The organism is Streptomyces thermoviolaceus (genome assembly GCF_045209695.1).
Taxonomy (GTDB): domain Bacteria; phylum Actinomycetota; class Actinomycetes; order Streptomycetales; family Streptomycetaceae; genus Streptomyces; species Streptomyces thermoviolaceus.
The window spans coordinates 984,398-999,041 of the sequence record NZ_CP109280.1 but is presented as its reverse complement, the minus strand read 5'-3'; the positions used below and the strand labels follow the sequence as shown (position 1 = coordinate 999,041).

13 protein-coding genes and 1 pseudogene are annotated in these 14,644 nt (G+C 72.8%); 9 read left to right on the top strand and 5 right to left on the bottom strand.

Annotation, left to right across the window (positions count from 1 at the left end):
• Positions 1-34: 34 nt before the first annotated feature.
• Together aceB and OG899_RS04430 are read right to left on the bottom strand one after the other, a co-directional pair.
• A complete protein-coding gene (gene aceB, locus OG899_RS04435) occupies positions 35-1,660 on the bottom strand; it encodes a malate synthase A (protein WP_168132267.1) in 1,626 nt (541 codons plus the stop codon).
• A gap of 266 nt (positions 1,661-1,926) precedes the next feature.
• Positions 1,927-2,565, bottom strand: coding sequence for an NTP transferase domain-containing protein (locus OG899_RS04430; protein WP_168132268.1), 639 nt, complete (start codon positions 2,563-2,565; stop codon positions 1,927-1,929).
• Positions 2,566-2,709: 144 nt separating this feature from the next.
• Between OG899_RS04430 and OG899_RS04425 the strand changes: the two genes are divergently transcribed.
• The gene (locus OG899_RS04425; RefSeq protein ID WP_125496000.1) at positions 2,710-3,024 is read left to right on the top strand and encodes a DUF5955 family protein; all 315 of its coding nucleotides are present in this window, start codon (positions 2,710-2,712) and stop codon (positions 3,022-3,024) included.
• Between the two features lie 30 nt (positions 3,025-3,054).
• Here the strand turns inward: OG899_RS04425 and OG899_RS04420 are convergent, their stop codons facing one another.
• Positions 3,055-3,855 carry an IclR family transcriptional regulator gene (locus OG899_RS04420; protein WP_125496001.1) on the bottom strand — a complete coding sequence of 267 codons (801 nt, stop codon included), beginning with the start codon at positions 3,853-3,855 and terminating at the stop codon, positions 3,055-3,057.
• Between the two features lie 329 nt (positions 3,856-4,184).
• Here OG899_RS04420 and allB point away from each other — a divergent pair, with 329 nt between their 5' ends.
• From allB to OG899_RS04400, 4 genes and pseudogenes are all read left to right on the top strand, one after another.
• Entirely contained in the window at positions 4,185-5,588 is a 1,404-nt protein-coding gene (gene allB, locus OG899_RS04415) for an allantoinase AllB (RefSeq protein ID WP_125496002.1), read from the top strand.
• A 5-nt stretch (positions 5,589-5,593) separates the two neighbouring features.
• On the top strand, positions 5,594-6,709 hold the full coding sequence (gene alc / locus OG899_RS04410; RefSeq protein WP_125496003.1) for an allantoicase: 1,116 nt from the start codon (positions 5,594-5,596) through the stop codon (positions 6,707-6,709).
• Positions 6,710-6,788: 79 nt separating this feature from the next.
• Positions 6,789-7,608 (top strand): annotated as a pseudogene (locus OG899_RS04405) (AIM24 family protein).
• Between the two features lie 125 nt (positions 7,609-7,733).
• A complete protein-coding gene (locus OG899_RS04400; protein WP_125496004.1) occupies positions 7,734-8,129 on the top strand; it encodes a ribonuclease domain-containing protein in 396 nt (131 codons plus the stop codon).
• 124 nt (positions 8,130-8,253) lie between these two features.
• On the opposite strand, the gene OG899_RS04395 is transcribed toward OG899_RS04400, so the two are convergent.
• Entirely contained in the window at positions 8,254-9,219 is a 966-nt protein-coding gene (locus OG899_RS04395) for an NADPH:quinone reductase (protein WP_406310910.1), read from the bottom strand.
• Between the two features lie 101 nt (positions 9,220-9,320).
• Positions 9,321-10,343, bottom strand: a complete 1,023-nt coding sequence (locus tag OG899_RS04390; protein WP_125496006.1) for a Gfo/Idh/MocA family oxidoreductase — start codon at positions 10,341-10,343, stop codon at positions 9,321-9,323.
• Positions 10,344-10,471: 128 nt separating this feature from the next.
• On the opposite strand from OG899_RS04390, the gene OG899_RS04385 reads away from it, so the two are divergent.
• The 4 genes from OG899_RS04385 to OG899_RS04370 all read left to right on the top strand — a co-directional run bounded on the left by OG899_RS04385 (position 10,472) and on the right by OG899_RS04370 (position 14,526).
• Positions 10,472-11,209, top strand: coding sequence for a GntR family transcriptional regulator (locus tag OG899_RS04385; protein WP_185867764.1), 738 nt, complete (start codon positions 10,472-10,474; stop codon positions 11,207-11,209).
• Between the two features lie 385 nt (positions 11,210-11,594).
• Positions 11,595-12,599, top strand: a complete 1,005-nt coding sequence (locus tag OG899_RS04380) for a sugar ABC transporter substrate-binding protein (RefSeq protein ID WP_125496007.1) — start codon at positions 11,595-11,597, stop codon at positions 12,597-12,599.
• Positions 12,596-13,663: an ABC transporter permease gene (locus OG899_RS04375; protein WP_125496008.1), complete on the top strand. Its 1,068-nt coding sequence runs from the start codon at positions 12,596-12,598 to the stop codon at positions 13,661-13,663. The genes OG899_RS04380 and OG899_RS04375 overlap by 4 nt, the downstream gene beginning before the upstream one ends.
• 95 nt (positions 13,664-13,758) lie before the next feature.
• Entirely contained in the window at positions 13,759-14,526 is a 768-nt protein-coding gene (locus tag OG899_RS04370; protein WP_125496027.1) for an ATP-binding cassette domain-containing protein, read from the top strand.
• Positions 14,527-14,644 lie beyond the last annotated feature (118 nt).

Here is a 14,644-nt window from a genome sequence, read left to right as displayed (position 1 = left end):
AGCCGGGAGAGGCCGCCCGGGCTTCGCGGACCGGTCAGCCCCTCAGCAGCTGATACGCGGGCAGGGTGAGGAAGTCGGCGAAGTGCTCGTCGAGGGCGACCCGCAGCAGCAGGTCGTGCGCCTGCTGCCAGTGGCCGGCGGCGAAGGCCTCGGCGCCGGTCTCGTCGCGGATGGTCTCCAGTTCCTGGGCGGCGATCGCGCGGACGAGATCGGCGGTGACGCGCTCACCGGTGTCGAGGACCACTCCGGCGTCGATCCACTGCCAGATCTGGGAGCGGGAGATCTCCGCGGTGGCCGCGTCCTCCATCAGATGGAAGACGGCCGCCGCGCCCTGGCCCCGCAGCCAGGACTCGATGTAGCGGATGCCGACCTGGACGGCGTTGACCAGGCCGGCGCGGGTGGGCTTCGCGTCCAGGCTGTCCACGGCGAGCAGGTCCTCGGCCGTGACCTTCACGTCCTCGCGCAGCCGGTCCTTCTGGTGCGGCCTGTCGCCGAGCACCCTGTCGAAGGACTCCAGGGCGACCGGCACCAGGTCGGGGTGGGCGACCCAGGAGCCGTCGAAACCGTCCCTCGCCTCGCGGTCCTTGTCGGCGCGGACCTTCTCGAGGGCGACCCGGTTGACCTCGGGATCCCTGCGGGAGGGGATGAACGCCGCCATGCCGCCGATCGCGTGCGCCCCGCGCTTGTGACAGGTCCGCACCAGCAGTTCGGTGTACGCCCGCATGAACGGGGCCGTCATGGTCACCGCGTTGCGGTCCGGCAGGACGTACTTCTCCCCGCAGTCACGGAAGGTCTTCACCAGGGAGAACAGATAGTCCCAGCGACCGGCGTTCAGGCCGGAGGCGTGGTCGCGCAGCTCCCAGAGGATCTCCTCCATCTCGAACGCGGCCGTGATCGTCTCGATCAGGACGGTGGCGCGGACGGAGCCCTGCGGGATGCCGAGGCGGTCCTGGGCGAAGACGAAGATCTCGTTCCACAGCCGCGCCTCCAGGTGGGACTCCGTCTTCGGCAGATAGAAGTACGGTCCCTGGCCGCGGTCGAGCAGGCGCCGGGCGTTGTGGAAGAAGTACAGGCCGAAGTCGACCAGGGCGCCGGGCACCGGACGGCCGTCGGCGTCGACGAGGTGACGTTCGTCCAGATGCCAGCCGCGGGGCCGTACCACCACCGTGGCCAGCTCCTCCGGAGGGCGCAGCGCGTACGCCTTGCCGGACAGCGGGTCGGTGAAGTCGATGGTCCGCTCGAAGGCGTCGATCAGGTTCAGCTGGCCGAGGACGACGTTCTCCCAGGTGGGCGAGAGGGCGTCCTCGAAGTCGGCGAGCCAGACCTTGGCACCCGAGTTGAGGGCGTTGACGGTCATCTTGCGGTCGACGGGACCGGTGATCTCCACCCGGCGGTCGTTCAGGGCGGCGGGCGCGGGGGCCACCTGCCAGGAGTCGTCCGCGCGGATCGCGGCCGTCTCGGGCAGGAAACCGATCGTCGCGGTGCGGGCGATCTCGGCGCGGCGCTCGGCCCGACGGGCCAGCAGCGCGTCGCGGCGCGGGGTGAACCGCCGGTGCAGCTCCGCCACGAACGCGAGTGCCGCGTCGGTGAGGACCTCCTCCTGCCGGGGCAGCGGCCGGGCGTCGACGACGGTCAGCGGGGACGACGCGGATGCGGACATCAGCTGTCACTTCCTTCGGCGGTGGCACCGGGTGCCCGGGGCGAACGGATGGGAGCAGCGCACCCCGCGAGGACGGCGCACCTCGCGAGGACGGCGACCCCGCGAGGGACGGCACGGGACCGGCCGCCGGTGCGGGACCGGCCGTCCGGGGGCAGCGCGGACAGGAAGGCCGGTGTTCCGGTGGGTGGATCGTAGTTTTCCCATGCCGGAACATCAACGGTCGCTCGCCGGTCCTCAACGGTTGCCGACCCCGGACATCGCCGGCCTCAACGGTCGCCGGGGCCCGGCGCCGCCGGGTCCCCGAGGTGCCGCAGGTCCTCCTCGGTGTCGATGTCGTACGCCTGCGCCACGTCTGCGCACTCGACCAGTGTGAGCGCATCCTGGTGCGCTTTCAGGTAGGCGCGCGCCCCGCGGTCGCCCGTCGCGCTCGCCGCGACGCCCGCCCAGTGCGCGGCGCCGAACAGCACGGGATGCCCGCGCACGCCGTCGTACGCCGCCGCCACCAGCGACGACGCGTCCCGGTACGCCGCCAGCACCCGGGCCGTCGCCTCGGCCCCGATGCCCGGCTGGTCCACCAGCGACACCAGCGCCGCCCGCGCGCCGGTGCCGGACAGCGAGTCCAGCCCCGCCCGCAGCGAGGACCCCATGCCCTGCTCCCAGCCGGGGTTGTCCACCAGGACGCATCCCCCCAGCCGGGCCCGCCGCCGCACCTGGTCGGCCCCCGCGCCGAGCACCACGTGCACCCGGGTGCACCCGGCCGCCCGCAGGATCTCCACCGCGTGCTCCACCAGTAGCCGGCCCCGGTGGACGAGCAGGGCCTTGGGCCGTCCGCCGAGCCGCCGCCCGCCGCCGGCCGCCAGGACCAGGCCGGCGACCTCCCGACGCGGCCGATGTGTGGGTGTCATGGCTCCTGCATACCTGACGTTTCGTCGCGGCGGGTGTCCTCGACGGACTGAATTTCCGCCCGGATGCTGGCGCGCCCGGCCCGGGTTGTCGTTTACTGGCCCGCATCCGGCAACTGCGCACGATGCTGTGCGAGGGGGAGGGCTGTGTTGCGGAGCGTGGAACAAGCGCCGGTGACCGGCAGCGACGAGGATCCCAGGGTGACGGGACTGCGCACCGCGGTGTCCCGGCTGCGCAGGGAACTCGCCCTGCATCCGCTGGAGTTTCCCGATCGTGCCATAGCCGAGGACGAGCTGGCCGCCCTCGCCGCGATGGCGGACGACGGCACGCCCGAGATCCGGCGGCTGCGCCGCTCCCTGCTGCTGATCGCCGGGTCCATAGGGTCGGTCAGCGCCCTCGCCCCCGGCCTGGCACAGGTGCGGGCCGCGGTGGACCTGTTCGGCGAGCCGCCGCGCCCGTAGCCCCGGCCCGTGTTCCGTGACGGTCGCCGCTCAGGCTGTGGTGCCCGAGCCGTCCAGGGCCCGGGAGAGTTCCTTCGCCACCTGCTGCAGCACCGGCACGATGTGTGCCGTCGCCGCCTCCGTGACCCGGCCCGCCGGCCCGGAGATGGAGATCGCGGCGGCCGTGGGGGAGTCGGGGATGGTCACCGCCAGGCAGCGCACCCCTATCTCCTGCTCGTTGTCGTCCATGGCGAAGCCCTGCCGGCGCACCTGGGCCAGTGCCGCGAGGAAGACGTCCGGAGAGGTGATGGTCTTCTCCGTGACCGGGGGCATGCCGGTCCGGGCCAGCAGGGCACGCACCTCGTCGTCGGGAAAACGGGCCAGCAGCGCCTTGCCCACACCCGTGGAGTGCGGCAGCACCCGCCGGCCCACCTCGGTGAACATCCGCATCGAGTGCCGCGAGGGCACCTGGGCGACATACACGACGTCGTCGCCGTCGAGCAGCGCCATGTTCGCCGTCTCGCCGGTCTCGTCGACCAGCCGGGCCAGATACGGGCGGGCCCAGGTGCCCAGCAGCCGGGAGGCGGACTCGCCCAACCGGATCAGCCGGGGGCCGAGCGCATACCGCCGGTTGGGCTGCTGACGGGCGTACCCGCAGGCCACGAGCGTGCGCATCAGACGGTGGATGGTGGGCAGCGGCAGCCCGCTCGCCGAGGCCAGCTCGCTCAGACCGACCTCACCGCCCGCGTCCGCCATCCGCTCGAGCAGAGCGAAGGCGCGCTCCAGTGACTGCACTCCGCCGCTGGAGGAGGGCCTGGCGGAGTCATGGGTCCTGGCGCTGGACGTCGGCACGGCGCGTTCCTTTCGGGGCTGGCAGGGAGCCAACTCTAGCGGGGAGGCGGCCGAAACCCGTCCGGTAGAAAGCACGTTCTGTCTGCCGAAATCACGACTCCGTTCAGCGGAAGATTCCAGGCATCGGGGCCCGGTCGCCACGCCACCGCGGAGTTGTCTTGACGGGCCTCGGGGCGCGGTGAAGACTCCTTCGACGAAACGTTGAAGTCCGGTCCACGGGTGTGTGCCCGCCGGGCGGTGTGCATGTGCCCCTGCGTCCGAGACCCGTCCGGTGGGTGTGCGCGGGGCAGGTGCTCCGCTCGCCGCGGGCGGCGGAAGGCGAGGTCCGGGTGTCCGGCGCACCACTGATGCTGCGCTCCACACGTGTCGTCACGCCCGAGGGGACACGCGCCGCCTCGGTCGCGGTCGCCCACGGCACCATCACGGCCGTCCTGCCGCACGACGCCCCGGTACCGGCCGGTGCACGCCTGGTCGACCTCGGCGACGACGCCCTGCTGCCCGGACTCGTCGACACCCATGTGCACATCGACGAGCCGGGCCGCACGACGTGGGAGGGTTTCGGCACCGCCACGCGCGCGGCGGCGGCCGGCGGCATCACCACGCTGATCGACATGCCGCTCAACTCGCTGCCGCCCACCACCACGGTGGAGCACCTGCGGACCAAGCAGGACGCGGCCCGCGGCACGGTGCACGTCGACGTCGGTTTCTGGGGCGGCGCCGTGCCCGGCAACCTCGCACAGCTGCGGCCGCTGCACGACGCCGGCGTCTTCGGTTTCAAGGCGTTCCTGTCGCCCTCGGGCGTGGCCGAGTTCCCCCACCTGACCCGGGACCGTCTCGCGGCCGCGCTCGCGGAGGCGGCCGGCTTCGGCGCCCTGCTGATCGTGCACGCCGAGGACCCGCACCGCCTGGCCGCCGCCCCGCACCCGGACGGCGCGGCCTACGCCGGCTTCCTCGCCTCGCGGCCGCCCGAGGCCGAGGACGCCGCCGTCGCCGCCCTGATCGCCGAGGCGGGACGGCTGGACGCGCGCGTGCATGTGCTGCATCTGTCCTCCGCCGGCGCGCTGCCGCTGCTCGCCGCGGCCCGCGCCGCAGGAGTGCGGATCACCGCCGAGACCTGCCCGCACTATCTGACGCTGAGCGCCGAAGAGGTCCCGGACGGCGCCACCGCGTTCAAGTGCTGCCCGCCCGTCCGCGAGGCCGCGAACCAGGACGCGCTCTGGCAGGCCCTCGCCGACGGCACCCTCGACTGCGTGGTCACCGACCACTCGCCCTGCCCCGCCGAGCTGAAGACCGCCGACTTCGGCACCGCCTGGGGCGGCATCTCCTCCCTCCAGCTGAGCCTGCCCGCCGTGTGGACCGCCGCCCGCGCCCGCGGGTTCGCCCTGCACGACGTGGCCCGCTGGATGTCCCGGCACACCGCGGCCCTCGTCTCGCTGGACCGCAAGGGCGCCGTCGAGCCCGGACGCGACGCCGACTTCGCCGTGCTCGCCCCGGAGCAGACCTTCACCGTCGACCCGGCCCGCCTCCAGCACCGCCACCCCGTGACCCCGTACGCGGGCCGGACCCTGTACGGCGTGGTGAAGTCCACCTGGCTGCGCGGCGAGCCCGTCTACGCCGACGGCGCCTTCACCGGGCCGAAGGGCCGCCTGCTCACCCGGCCCCACCGGGCCGCCCCCGCCGTACCCGGCGAGCCGTCCCGCGCACCGCGGCCGACCGCGGACAGGAAGGGCTGATCACCGTGACGGCACCTGCCCGGTTCACCGGCGACGCGCACCCCTACACCGGCGGCGACCCGTACGCGGACTACCGCACCGCCGACTTCCCCTTCACCCGGTACGCCGACCTCGCCGACCGGCGGCTCGGAGCCACGGTGATGGCCGCCGCCGACGAGTTCTTCGCCGCGCGCGAGAATCTGCTGCTGCCCGGCCCCGCCCGCTTCGACCCCGACACCTTCGGGCCCAAGGGCAAGATCATGGACGGCTGGGAGACCCGCCGCCGGCGCGGGGTGTCCGCCGAGCATCCCTGGCCCGCCGAGGACGACCACGACTGGGCGCTGATCCGCCTGGGCGCCCCGGGCGTCGTGCACGGCGTCGTCGTCGACACCGCGCACTTCCGCGGCAACCATCCGCAGGCCGTCCGCGTCGAGGGCACCTGCGTCGACGGCGCGCCCTCCCCAAAGGACCTCCTCGCCGACGACGTGACGTGGACGACCCTCGTCCCCCGCACCCCGGTGGGCGGCCACGCGGCCAACGGCTTCGCCGTGGACGTGCAGCAGCGCGTGACCCATGTGCGGCTCACGCAGTACCCCGACGGAGGCATCGCCCGGCTGCGGGTGCACGGCGAGGTCGTGCCGGACCCGGCGTGGCTGGCGGTGCTGGGCACCTTCGACCTGGTCGCCCTGGAGAACGGCGGCGTCGTCGAGGACGCCTCCGACGTCTTCTACGCGCCGGCCGTCCACACCATCCTGCCGGGCCGCTCCCGCACCATGGACGAGGGCTGGGAGACCCGACGCCGCCGCGACCGGGGCCACGACTGGATCCGGTACCGGCTGGCCGCCCAGTCCGAGATCCGTGCCGTCTGCATCGACACCGCCTGCCTGCGGGGCAACAGCGCGGGCTGGGCGTCGGTGTCGGTCAAGGACGGCGCGGACGGCGCGTGGCGCGAGATCCTGCCGCCGACCCGCCTGCAACCCGACACCGACCACCGCTTCGTACTGCCGTCGCCCGCCGTCGCCACCCACGCCCGCCTGGACGTCCTCCCCGACGGCGGCATCTCCCGGCTGCGCCTGTACGGGTCGCCGACCGAGGCGGGCGCGGCACGCCTGGCGGCCCGCCACCGGGAGTCGAGCGGCTGACCACCCGCACCCCCCAAAGCCTCGCGGGCACCGGCCCCGCGCCGGAACTTCCCGGACCGGTCCGGCGTTGTTTCCGGGCGTGCCCCTTCACCAGAACATCGTCGGCAACGCCATGCGGATGGCGGTCGTCCAGCTGCAGGTCGGCCAGACCGTCTACTGCGAGGCCGGCGAGTTTCTGTTCAGGAGGCGCGAACGTGACCATGGAGACCCGGCTGTCCGGGCCGTCCGGCAGTGACCGGCAGACCTCGGGCGAGGGCGGCCAGGGCGGCGTGGGCGGACTGCTGTGCCAGGCCATGGGCACGGCCATGCAGGTCGGCCGGCGCGTCCCTACGGGCGAGTCGCCGGCGTTCCCGTACTTCACCGCCCAGGGCGGCAAGGGCACCGTGGGCTTCGCGGGCGTGCTGCCCGGCGAGATGCGCGCCCTGGAGCTGGACGGCACCCGCGCCTGGTTCGCGGAGAAGGACGCCTTCGTGGCGGCCGAGTCCACCGTCGACTTCGGCATCGCCTTCACCGGCGGCCGCACCGGCACGAGCGGCGGCGAGGGCTTCGTCCTGGAGACGTTCACCGGCCACGGCACGGTGATCATCGCGGGCGCCGGCACCTTCATCGACCTCAACCCGGCCGACTTCGGCGGCCGCATCGAGGTCGACACCGGCTGCGTGGTCGCCTTCGAGGAGGGCATCCGCTACGGCGTCCAGCGCGTCGGCGGGCTCGACCGCCAGGGCATCATGAACGCCGTCTTCGGCGGCGAGGGACTGTCCCTGGCCACCCTGGAGGGCGACGGCCGGGTCGTCCTGCAGTCCCTCACCCTCGAAAGCCTGGCCAACGCCCTGAAGAAGGACCAGGGCGGCGACAAGCAGGGGCCGACGGGAGGGCTGTTCTCCACGCGCGTCGGCTGACCCTCGCGGGGCCGTCCGGGGCGCGCGACGGACGATCGTCATCGCCGTCGCTTCACCGCTTGTCCCGGAAAACTCCACGAAGTTGTCGTTGACATGCCATGCTCTACGCGCGTCATCATGGGTCCATGCGATTCCCCCCACAGCTCACGCGTCTCGGCGCCGCGGGCGCCCTGCTGTCCGCCCTCCTCGTGGGCGGCACCGTCACCGCCGGTCCGGCCAACGCCGCCGTGGCCTCGGTCGGTCACATCTGCTACAGCGACCTTCCTGCTGAGGCGTACGACACCCTCGATCTGATCGAACAGGGCGGCCCGTTCCCCTTCGAGCAGGACGGCACGGTCTTCCAGAACCGCGAGGGCGTGCTGCCGCAGCAGCAGACCGGCTACTACCACGAGTACACGGTCATCACCCCCGGCTCGCAGACCCGCGGTGCCCGGCGCATCGTCACCGGCGAGAAGTACCAGGAGGACTACTACACCGCGGATCACTACGAGACGTTCGACCTGATCGACTTCGGCTGCTGATCCGCACGGACGGCGCCTGACGGTTCCCCGGCCGGCGCCGCACAGGCCGCTCGCCCCGCGGACCCCCCACCCGCCGTACACGCGGCCGCGGGGCGAGCAGCGGCAGCACGCGTCCCGGCCGCGGTCAGGGCAGCAGGACGATCCGGCGTCCGTGCAGCTCGCCGCGCTCCATGCGGTGGTGCGCCTCGGCCGCCGCGCTCATCGGCGCGTACTCCACCGCGCGCGGACGCAGACCGCCCTCGGCGAGCAGCCGGTTGATCCGCTGCGCCGCCTCGGCCAGTTCACCGGCCGTCGCATGCGAGAGGGCGAAGCCGCGCACCGAACCCTCCTTCACATACAGCGGGCCCACCGGCAGCACCGGCTCGTCCGCGAACGCGGCCAGCAGCACGATGCGGCCCCGGCGGGCCAGCAGCGCCACCGCGGTGCGCAGATCGTTGTGCCCGGAGGTGTCGACGTGGACGTCGATCCCGTCGGGAGCCAGGGCCGCCAGGCGCTCGGCGAGATGCTCGGCGCGGTAGTCCACGACCTCGGCCGCGCCCAGCGACCGCACATGGTCGTGGTCCCGGGGCGCCGCAGTGCCCAGCACGCGGGCCCCCGCGCGCACGGCGAACTCCACCAGAGCGCTGCCCACATTGCCCGCCGCACCACCGACCAGCACCGTCTCGCCCGGCCGCAGGCCGCCGTGCCGGAACAGCGCAAGACAAGCCGTGGCGGCCGGATGCAGCACGGCCACCGCCTCCTCGGGGCCCACCCCGTCCGGAAGCCGGTAGAGCCGGTCGGCGGGCACCACCGCCCGCTCGGCGGTCGCCCCCTGCCGGCCCTCGTGGCCCAGGCTGTTGCACCACACCGTCTCGCCCGCCGCGAACCCCGACCCGGCCGAGGCCACCGTGCCGACCAGGTCGCGTCCGACGACGAACGGGAACGGCAGCGGCGTCGGGAACCGGCCGGAGCGGACCAGCGTGTCCACCGGGTTCACCGCGACCGCCAGCACGTCCACCAGGACCTCACCGGGTCCGGGCACCGGATCGGGCAGCTCGCCCCAGCGGATCACATCGGCCGGGCCCGGCTCCTCGATGTACGCGGCACGCATGACCGTTGATTGTCCCAGCGGACGGGGACGGGCGCAGCGGGGCACGCGTCCCCCCCCGGCGGGCAGCAGGACACCCCGCGCCGTCCGGGTGCCGCGGCTCCTCACCGTGTCCCGGCCGCGAAACCGCCCGGGATCTCCGCCAGGGCCACCGGCCGGTGCTCACGGCGGGAGATCTCGCAGGCCTCGGCGATGCGCAGGGCCTGCAGGGCCTCGCGGCCGTCGCACGGGTTGGGCCGCTCCCCGCGCACGACCTCGACGAACGCGGACAGCTCCGCCTCGTAGGCCGGGCCGAAGCGCTCCAGGAACCCCGGCCACGGCTTGTCCGCCGCCGGCGGGCCGGTCGGTTCCACGGAGGCGATCGGGGTGCGGTCGTCGAGGCCGACCACCACGGTGTCCCGCTCGCCGGCGAGTTCCATGCGCACGTCGTAACCGGCGCCGTTGACCCGGGTCGCGGTGGCCGTGGCGAGCGTGCCGTCGTCGAGGGTGAGCAGGGCCGCGCCGGTGTCGACGTCGCCGGCGTCGCGGAACATCGCCGGACCCGCCGCGGAGCCGGCCGCGTAGACGTGCACCACCTCGCGGCCGGTCACCCAGCGCAGGATGTCGAAGTCGTGGATCAGCGTGTCCCGGAACAGCCCGCCCGACAGCGGCAGCCACTCCGCGGGGGGCGGCGCCTGGTCGCAGGTCAGCGCGCGGACCGTGTGCAGCCGGCCGAGGCGTCCCGAGCGCACGGCCTGCCGGGCGCCGGCGTACCCGGCGTCGAACCGGCGCTGGAATCCCATCTGCAGGATCGTGCCCGCCGCCTCCACCTCGGCGAGCGCGGCCAGGGTGCCCGGCAGGTCGAGCGCGATGGGCTTCTCGCAGAAGACGGGCAGCCCGAACCGGGCCGCCCGGGCGATGAGATCGGCGTGCGCCGAGGTCGCCGCGGTGATCACCACCGCGTCCACGCCCCAGGTGAAGACCTCGTCCACCCCGGGTGCCGCGGTCTCGCCGAGCCGGTGGGCCAGCTGTCGCGCTCGCTCCGGGTCGGCGTCGGTGAGGATGAGCGAGCCGACCCCGCTGTGACGGCTGAGCGTTCTCGCGTGCAGGGTGCCGATGCGGCCCGTACCGATGACCCCAATGCGCATGTCAACAAAGTGCGTGCGGAGCCCGTCCATGTCAAACGGCATGTCCGGACAATCGGACGTTACGACTTCCCGTCAACCGGTCACCCGGCTAGGCTCACACCGTGCCCAAAGCAGAAGCGGACCCCATGGTGTCTCTGGAGTTGCGAGTGGACCGGAACTCGCCGGTGCCACTCTACTTCCAGCTGGCGCAGCAGCTCGAGGCCGCGATCGAACGCGGAGCCCTCACCCCGGGCAGCCTGCTGGGCAACGAGATCGAGCTGGCCGCGCGGCTGGGACTGTCCCGGCCCACCGTCCGCCAGGCCATCCAGTCGCTCGTCGACAAGGGGCTGCTGGTGCGCCGGCGCGGCGTGGGCACCCAGGTCGTGCACAGCAGGGTCAAGCGCCCGCTGGAACTGAGCAGCCTCTACGACGACCTGGAGGCGGCCGGGCAGCGTCCGGCCACCACCGTCCTGGTCAACACGCTCGTCGCGGCCTCCGCCGAGGTCGCCGCCGCCCTCGGGGTGGGCGAGGGCGCCGACGTCCACCGCATCGAACGGCTGCGGCTGGCGCACGGCGAGCCCATCGCATACCTGGTCAACCACCTGCCGCTCGGCCTGCTCGACCTGGAGACCGGCAAGCTGCAGGCCACCGGCCTGTACCGGCTGATGCGGTCGGCGGGGATCACCCTGCACAGCGCCCGCCAGTCCATCGGTGCCCGCGCCGCCACCGACGCCGAGGCGGACCGGCTGGACGAGAAGGAAGGCGCCCCCCTGCTCACCATGGAGCGCGTCACCTTCGACGACACCGGACGCGCGGTGGAGTTCGGCAGCCACATCTACCGGCCGTCCCGCTACTCCTTCGAGTTCCAGCTGCTGGTACGGAGCTGATTTCGGGCTGACCCGGGACGGGCCCGGACGGAGCGCTCCTGGCCCGCTGCCGGTGGCCGGAGCGCGCGCCGCCACGACGCGCTCGGACCGGCGGCTCGGACCGACGCTCCGACCGTCCCGGCAGCGTCCCCCGCGCCGGTCCTCACCCGCCCCGCGCCGGGCCTCGGCCGGCCCCGCGCCGGTCCTCACCCGCCGCCCTCCGCGCCCGCGCCGCACGCTCCGGGCTGGTCACGATGTCCGGACAAGCCGTCGCGCGGCCCTCCCCGGCGGGCCGCCGTCCTGTGCTGGTGTTCGATAATGAGACGTTCGGGGCTGATGAGGTGGTCATCGGCCCCGTCTGTACGTCCGAAGCACGCAGCAAGAACGGCAAGAAGGGCACGGCCTCGTGGCACGGTTTCCAACCTGGGTAGGCATCGCGCTGGCGGGGGCACTGTCGTTGTCCCTCGCGGGGTGCAGCAGCACCGGCGGCAAACGGGCGGAGGACGCCCGCAAGGCCGCGACGGCCCAGGGCGGGGCGGCGGTGAACACGCCCCGCTGGACCTTTGCGATGATCACGCACTCCGGTGACGGCGACACCTTCTGGGACATCGTCCAGAACGGTGCCCGGCAGGCCGCGCGCAAGGACAACATCAACTTCCTGTACTCGCACGACGACGAGGCCCAGCAGCAGGCCCAGCTCGTCGACGCCGCGGTGGACAAGAAGGTCGACGGCATCATCGTCAGCCTCGCCAAGCCCGACGCGCTCAAGGCCGCCGTCCTCCGCGCCGAGAAGGCCGGCATCCCGGTGATCACGGTCAACTCCGGGTCGGCCGAGTCCAAGGCCTTCGGTGCGCTCACCCACATCGGCCAGGACGAGACCGTGGCCGGCGAGGCCGTGGGGGAGGAGCTGAGCAAGCGCGGCAGGAAGAAGGCCCTGTGCGTGCTGCACGAACAGGGCAACGTCGGCCACGAGCAGCGCTGCGCCGGTGTGGCCAAGACTTTCACCGGCACGGTCGAGAACCTCTACGTCAACGGCACCAACATGCCCGACGTGCAGTCCGCGATCGAGGCCAAGCTGCAGGCCGACCGGTCCGTGGACGCCGTGGTCACCCTCGGCGCGCCCTACGCGGACACGGCCGTGAAGGCGAAGAAGGACGCGGGCAGCAAGGCCGAGATCGACACCTTCGACCTCAACGCGTCGGTCGCCGCCGGGCTGAAGAACGGCACCCTCGGCTTCGCCGTCGACCAGCAGCCGTATCTGCAGGGCTACGAGGCCGTCGACCTGCTGTGGCTGTACAAGTACAACGCCGACGCCCTCGGCGGCGGCAAGCCCGTGCTCACCGGCCCGCAGATCGTCACCAAGGACCAGGCGGCCGCACTGGAGGAGTACACGAAGCGGGGCACCCGATGACCGCGACCACCGCCGAGACGCCGGACACCTCGTCCGGGAGCACCACCGACGAAAGGATTCTGCCGAGGTCGCCGCTGCGGAAACTGCTCGCGCGGCCCGAGCTGGGCTCGGTCGTCGGCGCGATCGCCGTCTTCGTCTTCTTCGCCTTCGTCGCCGACGGCTTCCTGCGCCCCACCAGCCTGAGCACCGTCCTGTACGCGTCCTCGACCATCGGCATCATGGCCGTCCCGGTCGCCCTGCTGATGATCGGCGGCGAGTTCGACCTGTCCGCGGGCGTGCTGGTGACCTCCTCCGCGCTGATCTCGTCGATGTTCAGCTACCAGATGACCGCCAACGTCTGGGTCGGCGTCGGCGTGTCCCTGCTGGTCACCCTCGCCATCGGCGCCTTCAACGGCTTCATGCTCACCCGCACCAAGCTGCCCAGCTTCATCATCACGCTGGGCACCTTCCTGATGCTCACCGGCATGAACCTCGGCTTCACCAAGCTGATCGACGGCACCGTCTCCACCAAGACCATCGGCGACATGGAGGGCTTCCCCTCCGCGCACGCCGTCTTCGCCTCCACCCTCACCGTCGGCGGCGTCGACTTCAAGATCACCATCCTGTGGTGGCTGGCGCTGGTCGTCCTCGCCTCCTGGATCCTGCTGCGCACCCGCCCCGGCAACTGGATCTTCGCCGTCGGCGGCAACCAGGACGCCGCACGGGCCGTCGGCGTGCCGGTCACCCGGACCAAGATCGGCCTGTACATGGGCGTGGCCCTGGGCGCCTGGATCTCCGGCCAGCACCTGCTGTTCTCCTTCGACGCGGTGCAGTCCGGCGAGGGCGTCGGCAACGAGCTGATCTACATCATCGCCGCCGTCATCGGCGGCTGCCTGATCACCGGCGGCTACGGCAGCGCCGTCGGCTCGGCGATCGGCGCCCTGCTGTTCGGCATGACCAGCAAGGGCATCGTCTTCGCCGAGTGGAACCCGGACTGGTTCAAGTTCTTCCTCGGGGCGATGCTGCTCCTCGCGACCCTGCTCAACACCTGGGTCCGCCGACGTGCGGAGGCGAGCACCAAGTGACAGGCGAGCAGAAAGTGACACAGACCTCGGCCGGCGCCGAACAGGCCGCAGCCGGCACCCGGCAGGCCGACGAGGCCGCTGCGCGCACACCGCTCGTGGAGCTGCGCGACGTCAGCAAGCACTACGGCACCGTCCGCGCCCTTCAGGGTGTCTCCCTCGAGGTGCACGCCGGTGAGATCACCTGTGTCCTGGGCGACAACGGCGCCGGCAAGTCCACCCTGATCAAGATGATCGCCGGACTGCACCAGCACGACGGCGGGACGCTGCGCATCGAGGGCGAGGAGACCCGGCTGACCTCCCCGCGCGACGCCCTGGACCGGGGCATCGCCACCGTCTACCAGGACCTGGCCGTCGTCGGTCTGATGCCGGTGTGGCGGAACTTCTTCCTCGGCTCCGAGCCCCGCAGGGGCCGCGGCCCCTTCAAGCGCCTGGACGTCGACCTGATGCGCCGCACCACGCGCGAGCAGCTGCTGCGCATGGGCATCGACCTGCGCGACGTCGACCAGCCCATCGGCACCCTCTCCGGCGGTGAACGCCAGTGCGTGGCCATCGCCCGGGCCGTGTACTTCGGCGCCAAGGTGCTGGTCCTGGACGAGCCCACCGCCGCGCTCGGCGTCAAGCAGTCGGGCATGGTGCTCAAGTACGTCGCGGCCGCCCGCGACCAGGGCCTCGGTGTGGTGCTCATCACGCACAACCCGCACCACGCCCACCTCGTCGGCGACCGGTTCGTGCTGCTCAAGCGAGGCACGATGGTCGGCCACCACACCCGCGACGAGATCACCCTGGAGGAGCTGACCCGGCAGATGGCCGGCGGCAGCGAGCTCGACGACCTGCGGCACGAGCTGGAGAAGTCCACCTCCTGACCCCGTGCACCGTCCGCGCCGTCCACGCCCGGTCACCGGGCGCGGACGGCGCACGCACGCTGACCGGGCGTGGACGGCGCACGCACGCCTCGCTGTGCAGGCGTGCGTGCGCCGCGCA

Excerpts from the sequence above, each read along its gene's own strand:
- aceB (WP_168132267.1), bottom strand. The coding sequence starts at position 1,660 with ATGTCCGCATCCGCGTCGTCCCCGCTGACCGTCGTCGACGCCCGGCCG.
- OG899_RS04430 (WP_168132268.1), bottom strand. The coding sequence starts at position 2,565 with ATGACACCCACACATCGGCCGCGTCGGGAGGTCGCCGGCCTGGTCCTG.
- OG899_RS04400 (WP_125496004.1), top strand. The coding sequence starts at position 7,734 with ATGCGATTCCCCCCACAGCTCACGCGTCTCGGCGCCGCGGGCGCCCTG.
- OG899_RS04395 (WP_406310910.1), bottom strand. The coding sequence starts at position 9,219 with ATGCGTGCCGCGTACATCGAGGAGCCGGGCCCGGCCGATGTGATCCGC.
- OG899_RS04390 (WP_125496006.1), bottom strand. The coding sequence starts at position 10,343 with ATGCGCATTGGGGTCATCGGTACGGGCCGCATCGGCACCCTGCACGCG.
- OG899_RS04375 (WP_125496008.1), top strand. The coding sequence starts at position 12,596 with ATGACCGCGACCACCGCCGAGACGCCGGACACCTCGTCCGGGAGCACC.